Genomic DNA, 15,096 nt, shown 5'->3' with positions numbered 1-15,096 from the left:
TTTTTGATACGCTAGTTATTTAGCTGTCCGAATCGTCACAAACTTCGCTACTACATATTCTTCCACACCGTAAGTTCCATTTTCCCGACCAAAGCCTGAATGCTTGACCCCTCCAAATGGCGTAGCTGAATTTGAAATAGCTGTATCATTGACACCGACCATCCCATATTGGAGTTTTTGGCTAACATTCGCGATCGTGTGGATATTCGTTGCGAAGAAGTAAGAAGCTAACCCAAAGATGGTATCATTGGCGTCTTTGATCACTTCCTCTTCTTCCTTAAAAGCAATCAACGGAATCACTGGTCCAAAGGTTTCTTGATAAAAGATGTCCATTTCCTTCGTTACACCATCCAAAACAGTGGGTTCAAAGAAATAACCATGCGCATACTCGCCTTCTGTCAGTCGTTGCCCACCTGCTAAAATCTTGGCTCCTTTATCTACGGCATCTTTGATTTGTTCTTCTACCTTTTCTACACCTTCTTGATTAATCAAAGGACCTGTCGTTGGATCATCTAAGCCATTACCAACGGATACTTGTTTGATTTTTTCGACGATCAATTTCGTAGCTTCTTCTTTGATTGCTTCATGAAGAAAAATTCGATTAGGCGACGTACATACTTGTCCGTTATTGATGAATTTTGTTTTGATCAATTGATCCGTTGCTAATTCTAAATCTGCATCTGGAAAAATAATCAACGGCGCATGTCCGCCTAGTTCCATGGAAACTTTTTTCAACGTTGATGCTGCTTGTTTATTTAAGATTTGACCTACTTCTGTCGAACCAGTGAAAGTGATTTTTTGCACGTCTTCTGATTCGGTTAGAATTTTACCGATCGTTGAGGAGTCTCCAGTCACGATATTAACGACCCCTGGAGGAAAGCCAGCTTGATCAAAAAGCTCCATTAACGCCAATGCAGAAAGCGGTGTCGCTTTTGCTGGTTTTAAGATAACCGTGCAGCCAGCCGCGATTGCTGGAGATATCTTACGGATAATCATATTGGATGGAAAGTTCCAAGGAGTGATTGCACCTACTACTCCAACTGGTTCTTTACGTACTTGCCATTCATTGGTTGCCGGAGAAGGAATGATCTCGCCTAAGATTCTTTGCCCTTCGGCAGCATTCCACCGCAAATTTTCAACATTCGTGTTGATTTCTGAAGCAGCTTGTTTGAGTGGCTTTCCTTGTTCCATCGTCATGATCGTAGCTAAACGTTCACTGTCTTCTTCCACTAGATCTGCCATCTTGTTCATTAATTTTGCCCGTTGAGCAGGAGAAGTTTTTGACCACTCTTCAAATGCTTTCTTAGCGGCTTTGATTGCTTCATGTGTTTCACTTTCTCCACCTTTTTGAACATTCGCTAAGGTTTCACCTGTTGCAGGGTTGATCACCTCGAAGGTACCTTCTGTTCCTGTCTGCCATTTGCCATTGATATAAAGACGAGTTTCGACTTTTGGTAAATCTCTTTTTGCCATGTGTCTCTTTCCTCCTTCTTATTCGGTACAAATCTACCCTAACACGGTTAAATTTAAAGCTCAAAGCATACGCATCAGATGACTTTCCTGCTTTTTGTTTTTAGCTGATTTCTGAATCTACTGCAGGTGTCATCATAGCTGATCCCCTTTGATTCGCTGCTCCTATCGATTCAGTTAAGCTCGGGATAGTTCCAAATTTCGCCTATCCAAAACCATTATATTTTCCACACTTTTAGTGATTTTATTCGAAAATATTATAAGATAATAAAATACTTTATGTTGGAGTAAAAATGTGTGAACAAAGACAGATATAAACAATTGAAACAAGCAGAATTAGGTGCAATCATCAGTATTGTCGCTTATATCGTAGTCTCGATACTGAAGTTGACTATCGGGAATCTCGCAAATTCTGAAGCGTTAAGAGCAGATGGCTTAAACAATTTTACGGATATCCTAGCTTCAGTTGCTGTATTGATCGGTTTGAGAATCTCACGCAAACCTGCAGACACTGAACATCGCTATGGTCACTGGAAAGCCGAAAATATTGCAAGTTTAATCACTTCGTTTATTATGTTATTGGTTGGTCTGGAAGTCTTGTACTCTTCGATTCTCTCGATTACTGACAAAAAAATGGAATCACCCGATATGACCGCAGCCATTGTTGGGATTGTCTCAGCGCTGATCATGTACGGGGTTTATCTCTTTAATAAAAAACTAGCCACAAAAGTCAACAGTCCTGGTTTACTAGCTGCTGCGAAAGACAATCTTAGTGACGCGTGGACAAGTATCGGTACGGCCGTGGCAGTGTTTGCGGCCTCCTTCAATTTGGGTTGGTTGGATAGTGCCGCTGCAATCGTCGTGGGTTTATTGATTTTAAAAACAGCGGTTGATATCTTTAGAGAAAGCTCCTTTTCTTTATCTGATGGCTTTGACCAACAAAAATTAGAGCGCTACAAACAAGCAGTCAATAACATCCCGGAAGTCCAAAGCGTGAAGAGTATCAAAGGGCGTACTTATGGTTCAAATACCTATGTAGATATCACTGTTACCATGGACCCTAATTTGACTGTCAAAGAAAGTCATGATATTTCTGATTTGATCGAACACACTTTATTTGAACAATTCCAAGTCCACGAAACAGATGTACATGTCGAGCCTGTGGAGAAGTCTTGAATAGCTGATAAAAAATGAAAAAAGAATCATTCGCTTTTTTGAAAAGCGAGTGATTCTTCTTTTTTAGCTTTCTACTAAATCATCTTCCATATCAAATTCTAGTTGTTTGGCAGCATTCAGCTGGTCACTATAATAACTCGCTAGTTCTTCCGCTGATTGTGGGGTCAAATCTTCAAATGAGAAAGTGGTGTAAGCTTCCTGTGTTTCTCGACACACTGAAGTAATCTGCAACCCTTGTTGTTGATCAACAAACATATAGTTTTCTCCCGGAATGAATGATTCCCCACCAGTTCTGATCCGAAAGCCATTAAAACTCATTTGATACATCTCAAAAATTTTCGAATCATAGGATAACTGACGATTGACTGTAATACTTAATGCTTCACTGTCACTTTCGATATCTCGGTTTTTACCGATCGTGATGGCATAAAACAAGCCATAAAGATTATAGACTGACCATACTAACGTAACAATATAACCAAATTCATAGCCTTCCCCACGAATCAATCGATAAAGAGCAATGATACAAGCAAAAAGAATCCAGCAAAAAAGAACGATATGCGGGAACACCGTACGCCAATCAAATGCGTTACTCCCGACAATTTCTTTTTTCGTTACGTTGAATTTCTTTTGTGGTTTGAAAAATTCTTTTAATAATGCTCCTGTGTGGATCGGTGCCACAAAGCAGTCATAAATGTGAGAACTCGTTAGATTTCTTATTTTAGGCACGTATAACCTAAAGGATAAGGTGATCATAACAAACGGCAGTAAAAAGAATAGTAACAATTGATGGTTGTTACTTCTAACAAGAAAAATATCAAAAACCATAAACAGCGTAGGCGCTAATAAAAAAATAATTTTCTGGAAAGAAGTAAACCAATACAAATAAGAGTTGTAATAACATAATTTTTGCATCAATGACAACCCTTTTAACTTTCGTGGCTTGAAGTGGTCAAAAATCTGCTTCGTACCTTGTGCCCAACGCGAGCGTTGGGAAGCTAGTTCTTTCGCTGTATAAGGGGTAATTCCCAATGCATAAGCCTTGTTGATAAAGAGGGTCTCGTAGCCGGCATTTTGTAACAACATCCCTGTCGCAATGTCTTCTGTAATACTATTCGTTGGAACCCCACCGATTTCTTCTAAAGCACTTCTTCTAATAATTGCATTTGTCCCGATATGGATCAGGGCGTTTTCTCGAGAAAGAGCTGGCTCCAAAAAACGCATAAATAATTCTTGCTCATTATAAAAGGAATTTCTTAAAAGCTGAAATGGATCTTTATTATAGAAGGTTTGAGGATATTGAACGAGTGCCATTTTAGGATTTTTGAAATAATTAACGGCTTCAAAAATGATATTTTTTTTGACAATAAAATCTGCATCCAATAGTAGTACGAGGTCACTAGTCGTTTGTGAGAGTGCATAGTTGATGTTGCCAGCTTTCGCATGCTCATTGCCCTCTCGTGATAAATAACCGATGGAAAAACGTTCTGCCATCTCTTTTAATTCCTCACGATGACCATCATCGCAAATATATATTTTTTTATTGGGATATCGTAACGCTTTGACAGCCAAAGCCGTGGCGATCACTAATTTACTATTTTCGTTATACGTACAAATAAACGCCGCAACACTTGGTTGAAAACTCTCGTCATAGGCCTCATAGAGATGTTCATTTGACAATTTATTCGAAAATAGGTAAATAAAAAAACCGTAGACAAATAACCCGATAAATTCTGCAATGTAAAGAATGATCCCAAATATTAAAGAAACAGAACTATCTATTGGTATGGTATAAAACAAGCGCCATATCAAATAAACAACTAAAAAAGTAATCGTGATCTTTGAAAAAAGTTGTTTGACAAAATCATATTTTTTTGCCAACAAATACAACAATATAATTATTAAAAACACCCCCGTCAGATAGTACAATTCCACATTATCTCCTCCTTTATGTTTATATTAAACATTATAATGGTTATTATAAAAAACAGTTAGTAAACGGTTTCTCTGAATCATTTAGTTAGTTATGTAACCAAAAAGACTGTAGTAAAAGACGGCTTTCGTCTTCTGCTACAGTCACTTGTTTGCTAGTCCTTTTCAGTTGCATCATTCACTTTTTCGTTCTGGACTTTTCCATGTGCCGCTTCCGTATCCTAAAATCGTTTTGATTGCTGGGATAAAGGTCGTCATGATGGTGATCGCATTGACCATCCAGAATAACAACATATACAATGGGGCAAATAACATATATTTCAATTTTCTTCCTTGATCGTCTACCACCAAAGATGCAATCAGTTGAATGATGCCTGAGATCATTTCGAAGCAAACAAACAGAAAACTAATCGTCAATGTCCGATAGATTTGTTCAAAATTTCCTTGATAAAGATAAATACCCATTAAAATAATAAAAACGAAAAATGAAATACAAAAGAACAACGACCAAATAATACTAAAAGTTTGATCAATAAACATGAACGTCCTGCCGATATTTTCAAAAGGATGGAAGAGGACTTTTTTAAAATTCGTCAACCAGACTTCCGTCCCCCCTTTTGCCCAACGTTTTCTCTGACGATAAAGCATCGGCAAACTTACTGGAACTTCCATAAAAAATATGATGGTTGGCGCAAACACCGAGATCCAGCCATTCAGCTGATGATCCCACGCAATACTGATATCTTCTGTCGCCCGATCTTGACGAAAGCCGCCAACATCGATCAATGCGTCTTTTCGATACATGGTATTTGCCCCACTGTACGCATAAAGACCGCCAAGTACACCTGCTTGTGTTCGTTTGATGATCCCTACGATGCTCGAAAATTCAACAGTCTGGGATTTTCCAAGTAAAGACGTACGATTTTTCACGTCCATATTGGCAGTAACAGCAGAGATATTTCTACCACCAGGGCGAATAAAGTAATTCACATAATTTGACAAAGCATCTGGTTCAGGTACCGTATCCGCATCATTGCTTAAGATCAACCGACCTTTGGCAAAAGCCATCCCAATATCAAATGCGTGAGCTTTCCCCTTATTTTTATCAATGCGGATCACTCGTAATTTGGGGTATTTTTTTTGTAAACGAGCTAATATTGCCGGGGTTTCGTCCGTTGAACCATCATCTGTCACTAACACTTCATAATTCCCATAATTGATTTTTGTCATTAAATAATCGATTGTGTCTTCAATCACCACTTCTTCACCACTTCTTCATTGTGGGCCGGTACCATGATCGTGATAAACGGTTCGACCTCTGTCGGAATCTCCGCCCAATCAATGTGCTTATATTTAAATAAAAACGAATAGCATAATACCCCAATAAACCATGCAAAACTACCAAGGATTGGGTAAGAAACAAGGATAAAATAAATGATCGTAGCTACAAAATCCAGTAGTTCATTACCTGTATGAATGACTCTGACCATTAGAGTTCGACCCCCTCGTTTTTGTAGAGGTTTTCGATCAAATCTTTTTCAAGATTTTGCTCTTCTGATACTACGTAATAGCAAACCGCTTCACGCTCTTCCTTAGGTCCAAAGCGCATGCTGAATTCCGTTTCTAAAATATCTCGACGCTTTTCTAATTTTTCTTCATCATACATTTTTTCACTTCTTAGCATCGTTTGGTAACGACGATTATTCCAACGAGTCATGAATAAGAATAAAAGAACAAAGCCTAAAAAAGCAACCGCTAAAAATAGCAACAAAAAAGAAAACGTTTTTCGTTCTTCCGGAAACGAATGCCATTGTAATCCTCTCCCTTTCATTGAAGCCCGAAACGAAATAGTTACCCAAATAAATGGAAAAATCACGCCACACCATCCTAGAATCGCAACAATCCATTGCTTGATTTTTAACCGTCGATTTCCTTTGGCAAAAAACTTATCCTTAATCAAAAGAGTTGCTACTTCTTCACGTTTTATTCGAGTATTCATTTTTCTCCCACCTTTAAAAAATAAATTTAGTCCCCTTTTATAAAAACCTTTACATTTTTTGATGATGACAGCTAGACGAACAATTCATCAAATGACCAACTACCCTTTACTTATACTTTACTTTTATTGTGTTTATTTAATTTTGTTTATTTAATAGTAGCTTGTTTCTTGAAATATGTATGAGATTTGATCTTGACGTTAAGGTTTTCTTAATAAATTAAAATAACTAAAATAATAAAAATATAAAACAAGTTATCTTAGCGAGTCTCACTAAAGATAACTTGTTTTTTCTCTATTGATCTGTTACCAAAGAAATAACGACAGTTTTCATTGCTCGAGATATAGCCGTGTACATTTGCCTTCTTTCACGTGGGGTATTCGGTTCAGCTGTTAGATAAATCAGTACGTGATCAAATTCGAGTCCTTTAGAAAGACTCAATGGGCGTACTTGGATGTTCAGCTGATTGTTCCGCTCTACTTTTTGTTGTATCATTGCGGCTTGCTGTTCTTCCAACGTAATAACTGTTAATTGTTCACCTGTGTGCTGTTGTCGTTCATTGACCTGACTGAGCCACTGATCAAAAGTCGCTGCAGTCACAAATTCCGGCTCTTCCCCATAAGGACGAACGGGAACAATAGCGATCTTTTCTTTTTCCCCTGAATATTGGGTAAAGAGAGTCGTGATTGCCCCGCTTGAACGATAACTATTCAATAAATCATATCTCGTCACAGATCGTCCAGCCGTTGAAAAATAGCTTTCAATTGCTTCAAAAGAAGTCGTGGAATTAAAAATCCCCTGATTTTCATCTCCTACGAGTGTAAAGCGAGCGTTGGGGAAGATGTTTAACAAGAGCAAAAGTTGCGCACTTGTATAGTCTTGCACCTCATCGATCAACACGAACTTTTTGACTTGGGTGATTTTTTCGATCAGCAGATGGCGCACATGCAAACGTGCGACGGCTTCATCTAATGTACAAGGAGTTGTTCGCTGATACTTATTCCCAGTGTAACTTTGATAAATCTCCTCAAATAAAAATTGTTCATCGACCCATGCCATCTGTTTGATTTGTTTCGTTACTGTTCGATATTTTCTTTGAAGCAATTGTTTGCCATAACTGACTAATTTTTCTGGCGATTCATCGGTGATCAACTGTTGGAAATACTGTTGTTGCATCTCTTCTGGTAAGGATAATAATTGATCTTTAATGGCGTCACTACCTGCTTGTTTCAGCAATTGCTTTTCCCAGTAGCGCAACAATCGGTCTTTAGTCGCTTGAAGTTTTTCTCTTAGATTCGGGTAATCGGGCGTGCTATCATAGATTTTTTTGATCACTTCTTTTGAGATCACGATTTTTTCCTTCTTTTTGATGGCTAAAAAGAAATCAGCCTGTTTAGTAAACAAGGAAGTCGCTTGCTCGATCTGCTTCATAAATGCCTGACTTCTGAGAACTGCTGTCTGGTCATCCACATCCGTCTGCGTAATCCGTTGAAAATAAGCTTTTTCTGACTCAACATTCCCTAAAAAAAGTTGATCCACCAACTGAATCATCGTGACATTCAACGGATTATTTTCACCTAACGAAGGTAATACCTTACCGATATAATCAATAAATTGATGGTTCGGTGACAAAATCAGCAAATCATCCGCAGAAAGTTGGTTTCGGTATTGATAAAGCAAATAAGCAATTCGTTGCATGATCGTTGAGGTTTTCCCACTGCCTGCAACGCCATTGACTAAGATATTTTGGCTTGTAGTGTCTCGGATGATCGTATTTTGTTCGGATTGGATCGTAGCCGTGATTGCCTTCATCTCTGACGTCTCACTTTGTTCTAAAGCATCAAGTAAGACATCATCTTGGATTGCTACCGAGGTGTCAAAAAAGTGGAGCAATTGATCTTTTTTGATGATAAATTGACGTCGCTCATGGATCATTACCTCAATTTGGTTTTGATTCACTAAATAAGAAGAATGACCTAAATCGTTGTTATAAAAAAGAGAAGCAATCGGCGAACGCCAATCATAAACCAAGGTTTCATCTTCATCATTGGTAAAGTTAGCCGTCCCAATATAAAAAGCTTCGTGACTGTTTTTTCCTTGTGCTTCTTCCTCTAAAAAATCAATTTCGATCTTCCCAAAATAGGGACTCATCAATAGCCGTTCGATTTTTTTCAAAGTCTCATTAGCTGATTGAATCTTGAGATTCAATTGATCGATTTCGCGATTTTTCATCTCGATCAGTGAATACGTATCAAGATTGTCTAAATAACTTTCAAAATTGATCCGAATATCTTCAGACATCGTTTGTAGAGAGTCCCGACCGTACGCACTGGTTTCTTGTAATAGTTGCTGATACTCTTCCTGCTTTTCTAGTAATTGCCGATAAACTGACGCTAGATAGGCTTCTTCTAAATTTCGTGTGTTGACCATACACATTCTCCTTTGATTCGAAGTAGTAGAACTAACCAGTCTAGCGCCATTTTACTAAGAATGCAAGGCAAAGCTCTATTTTTCTGGATAAATCAAGTCTTCTGGACGAACAGCGTGATACAAAGCAAAGGCGCCATCGAGATTTTGGACATGAAAGCCTGCTTGTTTCAAGATACGTTCTGCTAAGTAACTACGAAGTCCACTATGACAGCTGACAATGTATTCTTTCTCACGGTCTAATTCCGCCAATCGACAGCGTAAATCATTTAAAGGAATATTCAGCGCATCTTTAAAAGCACCGTTTTGCAACTCGCCTTCATTACGAACATCGAGTAAGATTTTTCCTTGTGCAAGTGCTTCTGGCAATTCATGCCATTGGATCGTCTCGCTTAGCCCTTCTGCGACATTCATGGCCACATATCCCAACATGTTCACTGGATCTTTCGCAGAACCAAAAGGTGGCGCATAGGTAAATTCTAATTCCGGTAAATCAAAAATCGTTAGTTGTCCTTTGATGGCTGTGGCTAAACTATCGATTCGTTTATCAACACCTTTGGCACCGACTCCTTGTGCACCATAGATTTCACCTGTCTTAGGATGAAAGATCAGTTTTAACAAAATATCTGTAGCTTCAGGATAGTAACTAGCATGGTCTTTCCCAGAAACATGGACTACTGAGAAAGGTAAGTTGGCTTGTTGGGCCATTCTTTCTGTTAATCCAGTAGAAGCGGCAGCAAGGTCAAAGACCCGCACAATTGACGTACCAAGACTTCCTCGATTGTTACGAACGATTCCCGCTATATTATCTGCTGCTTGTCGCCCTTGACGGTTAGCAGGAGAAGCAAGAGAAATCAACGCATCGGCACCTGTAATTTGTTGTTTGACAACGATGGCATCTCCCACCGCATAGATGGAAGGATCACTTGTTTGGTAGTGTTCATTGACTACGATCCCACCACGCAGCCCTGTTTCAAGTCCAGCCATTTTTGCCAATGTACTGTCTGGCTGAACGCCTACTGAGAGGATCGTTAAATCAGAATCGATCGTTGTGCCATCATCTAATCGTAACTGCTTGCCACCATGTTCAAAAGCAGTGACAGAACGTTTTGTTTGGACATGGACGCCTTGTTTAATGAGTTCATTTTGGATATGCACCGCCATTTCTTCATCTAAAGAAGGCAGGACATGTGGTGCCAGTTCTACAATTGAAACTGCCAGTCCACGTTTTTTTAAATTCTCTGCCATTTCCAATCCGATAAATCCTGCCCCTACTACGACAGCTTTTTTGGGTTGTTCTTCAAGAGCATTCATTACCATATCAATATCCGGTACATTTCTAACAGTATAAACATTTTTGGCTTCTGCTAATCCTGAAATAGCTGGTCTGACTGGTTTTGCCCCTGGGGAAAGAAGCAATACATCATAACTCTCCTGCCATTTTTTCCCGTCAGATAAAACTTCAACTTTCTTTTCATCTGGATAAACGGCTGTGACTTCATGATTGGGACGCACATCTAATTGAAAACGAGCAGCCAATGATTCTGGTGTTTGTACCAAAAGATTCTCTCTCTCACTGATCTCACCAGAGAGATAATAAGGTAACCCGCAATTGGCAAATGAGACATACGGTCCTTTTTCAAACACGACAATTTCAGCATCTTCTTTTAAACGACGTAATCTAGTGGCAGCAGACATCCCCCCTGCTACCCCGCCGACAATAACAATTTTCATTTATTTCCCTCCTACTGTTGGTTCAAACCATTGATTCATCCCACCACGTACATTGATAACATCATACCCCATTTTCTTCAACTCTTTCGTAGCTTGTTTGCTCCGCATTCCCGATTGACAGATGACATAGACAGGCGCTTCTTGTTTTCCTTTAAAACTTAGAATACGTTGAAGTGGAATATTTTTCGCTTGTCTGATATGCCCCCCTCGGTATTCTGCTGGTGTTCTTACATCGAGCAACTGAATAGAACCATTCAATTTTTCTTTTAATTCCGCTGTTGAGATTGATTTGACTGTTTGAAATAGTGACATCTTGATTTCCACCTTTTTATTTTTGTAAATACCTTATGGGGTATATTCAACACAAAAAAGAGAGAATTGTCAACTATTCAAATTCTAGCTTTTTCAAATCGACATAATTATTTACAAAATATACCTACATAGGGTATCATCTCACTAGAAGCATAAAGGAGGTTTTCAAATGGAAATCAATGACAAGAACATCATCAATCGACTAAAACGAACAGAAGGACAAATTCGCGGCATCCAAAAGATGATTGAAGAAGAGAAAGACTGTATGGCAATTATCACACAATTAAGTGCCGTTCGTTCTAGCATTGATCGTGTCATGGGAATGATCGTGGCAGAAAACTTAAAAGACTGTTTGGAGCATCCAGAAAACAGCGCAGAAGAGCAAGCCAAAAAAATGGAACAAGCAATCAACTTGATCATCAAAAAATAAGGAGAGACTCAAATGAGAGTTGTTTTTCATATCGATGAAACGAGAAAGTGGCATGAAACGATGAATAACGTCAAGAACCTATTGAAAATCGCTCCTGAAACGACGATTGTGGTTAGTGTCAACGGTGAAGGCATCACCGGCTACCTTGATCCAGCAAATGAAGAATTTCTTGCTTTAGGGGTTACCTTCCACGCTTGTGCTAATGCGCTACGTGGCAATCACATCAGTACAGAATCCTTGCCTGAAAAGGTCATCGTGGTACCAGCTGGTATTTTAGACCTCATTGAATTACAAGAAAAAGGCTATGCTTATATCAAACCTTAAGACTACTAGCTTCGAGAGTTAAGCAAGGTTCTCCTATGGAAAATAAAACAATGAGCGGAAATCCATCCCCTCATCAAGTAAAAGAACTCAAACCACTTCCTTGGCTTGAGTTCTTTTATTTGTATTTGAGACATTACTCTCTTAATTCAATAGTTTATGATATTCACGGATATACAAAACGAAGGATTGAAGCAAGCTATAAGTGATCAATCCAAAGATCCAATTGACCCAGATCGCAGGAAGTTCGGGAAACAACAGTAAAAGCACCATGCCTGCGTAAATGACCGCAGTTGCTAATTTCCCATACCATTTTGCCCCATCTAATTTCACATTTTTTCTCAATCCAATGATACCAGCAAAAAACATGAACCCTTCTTTGATCAGAAATAAACCGAATATCCACCAAATCATCGGTCGATACCAATCCATGGAAAGGATCAAGACCAGTTGCGTCAACTTGTCTGCCACTGGATCTAATAATTTCCCCAATTCCGTGATTTGGTTGAACTTACGAGCAATAAATCCATCTAAAAAGTCAGTGATTCCTGATAGAGCAATCAAGATACCGGCAAGCATAAACGATTGCTCTAAAACAAAGTAAAAATAAAACGGCAAAAGAACCACACGAAAAATTGATAAGAGATTAGGGATCGTTCCTATTTCTTTTCGCCAATTCGAAGTCAGTTTCATCCATGACATCTCCCTAAATAAACTTTGTTCCATTTTAACCTAAATCGGTAAAAGTGCCAATTTTTTCCCGTTGTCTAAAGTCATGAGTAACTCTCCAATTTAGCTATTCACATACTTGGATCGTAAAAACTACTGGAACGACTGTCAAAAAAAGACGAGAGCTATTGGCTATTCCTCTTTAAAACAATGTCTTCATTTAACCCCTAGTCTCTTTTTTCTCGTCGTTCTTTAGCTTCTTTGGCTAATTTTTTATGCGCTTTTTTCGATCCTCGCGCTAGATCTCTTTGCCATTTTCTAGTTTGAAAGTCTGTAAACAAATGGTCTAATTCATAACCGACTGGATATAACTTTTCTGCTGACATCTTTAACGTGAGACGTTTTCGTGGGACATTGATTAACTCTTTATCCAAGAAAATCGTAACCGTTTCTTCTGCTGTATCTTCATAAACTAAGGCTTCTTGTTGGTGGACCGCAGAATATACCCGATCCCCTTTCGAAAATTGCTGCACTTGTGTCTTCGTCCTAGGCACGTTTACTTTCGTTGTCTGAAACACTTTTTTGGTTGTCCGATAAGCTTTATGCTGGATATAATATTGGGCTTGTTCGATCAAGGTTTGCGACATGTTCATTTTTTGAGCGATCCATAGCGCTTGGCTTTCTCCTGTTTCCCCCACTTGAAGAAGGTATTTAGGTTTCAATGCTTCTTTATCAAATGCCATTGCGGCTGGAATAAAATCTTCATGATCATTCGCAAATTTTTTGATTTCGCCATAATGAGTAGTTGCAACGATCAATGCCCCTTGTTCATACATGGCTTCCATGATAGCAACTGCTAGCGCCGCTCCTTCATTAGGTTCTGTGCCACTGCCGATCTCATCAAGTAATACAAGGGTATTTCTACTCACCTTGCGTAACATCTCAGCAATATTTTGCATATGACCAGAAAACGTACTTAACGCATTCTCGATCGTTTGCTGATCGCCAATATCCACAAAAATCTCATCGAAAACAGCTAGCTCTGTTCCTTCGGCTGCCGGAACCTGTAAACCAAACATCGCCATCAACGTCAATAACCCCACTGTCTTTAATACGACAGTCTTACCACCTGCATTCGCTCCAGTGATCACTAATCCTCGATAGTCTTTACCAAGTTCAAAGTCTAACGGAACAGCCTTCCCTTGGATCAGTGGATGCCTTCCTTGTTTGATCTTGATGTATTCTGATTGATTGATCCGTGGTGTCACACCATGTATTTCTCGACTATACTTCCCTCTGGCGAAAATGATATCTAATCTAGTAATCGTTTCGATAATCAAATCGATTGCTTGTTCTTGTTCTGCTAAAGCACCAGTCAAATAAGCTAAAACTTGATATTCTTCTGCTATTTCTTCTGCTTTTAACAATTGATAATTCATACTCGCTTTTTCCACAGCCGTTGGTTCAATAAAGACGGTCGTCCCTTTATTTGACTGTTCAATAATCGTGCCTGGCACTTTATTTTTATAACTAGCTTTGATTGGGATCGTATAGTGATCGCCTTTTTGAACAATCATTGCTTCTTGGATCATTTCTTTGTTATGCGGATGTCTTAGAAACTTTAAAAGACGATCCTGGATTTCTTTTTCTGTTAATTGTAATTGTTTTCGTACTTTCCGTAAATTTCGTGAGGCTTCATCACTCACTTTTTGGTTCTTGATTTGTTGATAGATCAACTCTTCGACCATCGACAAATCAGGCATATTCTTACTATACACATGCAACAAGGGTGTTTGATATTGATTTTTTTCAAAAAAACGACGGATCATTCGACTACTTCTTAAAAAGTCTGCATACTCGATCAATTCAGTTGGTGTCAGTAAAAAGCCTTTTTTCACTTGGGAAGTCAACGCATCAATCCGTGTCAATCCCATAAAGGGAACGTGTTGCTGACTTTCTAAGATTTGTCGCGCTTCTTTTGTTTCTTCTTGGCGATTTTTGACTGTCTGTAGATTAGTTTGCGGGGTCATTTCTTCGATACGCTTTTTGCTATATTGTCCAATAGCTCGTTTTTTCACTTCTTCTTTGATTTGATTAAATTGTAATTTATCGATTGTTTGTTTCATATTCTCTCCTTTTTTGAAGAGATACCTGTCCTAAAATAAATAAGACCTAGGAAAAATAAAAAGATGAGGAACATCTCAAATAAGACGCGCCCCATCCCTCATTAATAGAATTGTTGGTTATGAAATGACAGGTATCATCTATAAGCATGCCAAATAAGCTTACGGCTCTATTGGCTATTCAACTTACTACGTTAGATACCTGCTACACTCATCAAAATACCTCATTCATCTAGGTTTTATTTATTTTCAAATTCACTATAGCAAGTTTAGCTGTCACTGTCAATCAAAAACGAAAGCCCTTTATTTCACTCTGGTTAGTTCAATCAAGACCCATGAACAAATCTAAAAAAATTTTCTGGTTGTCAGCAAAGCACCCCGTTGATTTTGCGATCTTCAATAACCCATTTTTAAAATGCTGTTCTTTGTCAAGTGCTAAAAAACGATAAAATAGAAGAACTATTTTACCGTTTTTTAGATTATTTATTAATGAATAACACACTTT

At 38.6% G+C, this 15,096-nt stretch carries 11 protein-coding genes and 1 pseudogene; 3 read left to right on the top strand and 9 right to left on the bottom strand.

Annotation, left to right across the window (positions count from 1 at the left end; translation table 11 throughout):
* Positions 1-15 precede the first annotated feature (15 nt).
* Positions 16-1,473 carry an NAD-dependent succinate-semialdehyde dehydrogenase gene (locus tag EHR_RS06040; protein WP_010737042.1) on the bottom strand — a complete coding sequence of 486 codons (1,458 nt, stop codon included), beginning with the start codon at positions 1,471-1,473 and terminating at the stop codon, positions 16-18.
* A gap of 294 nt (positions 1,474-1,767) precedes the next feature.
* Here EHR_RS06040 and EHR_RS06035 point away from each other — a divergent pair, with 294 nt between their 5' ends.
* Positions 1,768-2,646 carry a cation diffusion facilitator family transporter gene (locus EHR_RS06035; RefSeq protein WP_010737041.1) on the top strand — a complete coding sequence of 293 codons (879 nt, stop codon included), beginning with the start codon at positions 1,768-1,770 and terminating at the stop codon, positions 2,644-2,646.
* 63 nt (positions 2,647-2,709) lie between these two features.
* Here EHR_RS06035 and EHR_RS06030 read toward each other — a convergent pair whose 3' ends face one another.
* From EHR_RS06030 to EHR_RS06005, 6 genes and pseudogenes are all read right to left on the bottom strand, one after another.
* On the bottom strand, positions 2,710-4,581 hold the full coding sequence (locus EHR_RS06030) for a glycosyltransferase (protein ID WP_010737040.1): 1,872 nt from the start codon (positions 4,579-4,581) through the stop codon (positions 2,710-2,712).
* A gap of 171 nt (positions 4,582-4,752) precedes the next feature.
* A pseudogene (locus tag EHR_RS06025) lies at positions 4,753-6,068 on the bottom strand (glycosyltransferase family 2 protein).
* Positions 6,068-6,577, bottom strand: a complete 510-nt coding sequence (locus EHR_RS06020) for a hypothetical protein (RefSeq protein ID WP_010737037.1) — start codon at positions 6,575-6,577, stop codon at positions 6,068-6,070. The pseudogene EHR_RS06025 and the gene EHR_RS06020 overlap by 1 nt, the downstream one beginning before the upstream one ends.
* A 292-nt stretch (positions 6,578-6,869) precedes the next feature.
* Complete coding sequence (locus tag EHR_RS06015; protein WP_010737036.1) at positions 6,870-9,005, bottom strand: HelD family protein; 2,136 nt, start codon at positions 9,003-9,005, stop codon at positions 6,870-6,872.
* Between the two features lie 75 nt (positions 9,006-9,080).
* Positions 9,081-10,736, bottom strand: a complete 1,656-nt coding sequence (locus EHR_RS06010) for an FAD-dependent oxidoreductase (protein WP_010737035.1) — start codon at positions 10,734-10,736, stop codon at positions 9,081-9,083.
* The gene (locus EHR_RS06005; protein ID WP_010737034.1) at positions 10,737-11,048 is read right to left on the bottom strand and encodes a rhodanese-like domain-containing protein; all 312 of its coding nucleotides are present in this window, start codon (positions 11,046-11,048) and stop codon (positions 10,737-10,739) included. It lies immediately after the preceding gene.
* 169 nt (positions 11,049-11,217) lie between these two features.
* Here EHR_RS06005 and EHR_RS06000 point away from each other — a divergent pair, with 169 nt between their 5' ends.
* Both EHR_RS06000 and EHR_RS05995 read left to right on the top strand, forming a co-directional pair.
* Entirely contained in the window at positions 11,218-11,478 is a 261-nt protein-coding gene (locus EHR_RS06000; RefSeq protein ID WP_010737033.1) for a metal-sensitive transcriptional regulator, read from the top strand.
* A gap of 12 nt (positions 11,479-11,490) precedes the next feature.
* The gene (locus tag EHR_RS05995) at positions 11,491-11,802 is read left to right on the top strand and encodes a DsrE family protein (RefSeq protein ID WP_010737032.1); all 312 of its coding nucleotides are present in this window, start codon (positions 11,491-11,493) and stop codon (positions 11,800-11,802) included.
* A gap of 141 nt (positions 11,803-11,943) precedes the next feature.
* On the opposite strand, the gene EHR_RS05990 is transcribed toward EHR_RS05995, so the two are convergent.
* Both EHR_RS05990 and EHR_RS05985 read right to left on the bottom strand, forming a co-directional pair.
* A complete protein-coding gene (locus tag EHR_RS05990; protein WP_010737031.1) occupies positions 11,944-12,492 on the bottom strand; it encodes a CDP-alcohol phosphatidyltransferase family protein in 549 nt (182 codons plus the stop codon).
* Between the two features lie 203 nt (positions 12,493-12,695).
* Positions 12,696-14,594, bottom strand: coding sequence for an endonuclease MutS2 (locus EHR_RS05985; protein WP_010737030.1), 1,899 nt, complete (start codon positions 14,592-14,594; stop codon positions 12,696-12,698).
* Positions 14,595-15,096 lie beyond the last annotated feature (502 nt).

Source organism: Enterococcus hirae ATCC 9790 (assembly GCF_000271405.2).
Lineage (GTDB): Bacteria > Bacillota > Bacilli > Lactobacillales > Enterococcaceae > Enterococcus_B > Enterococcus_B hirae.
Note: the sequence above shows the minus strand (reverse complement) of the source record. Positions and strands in the feature narration are given on the sequence as shown.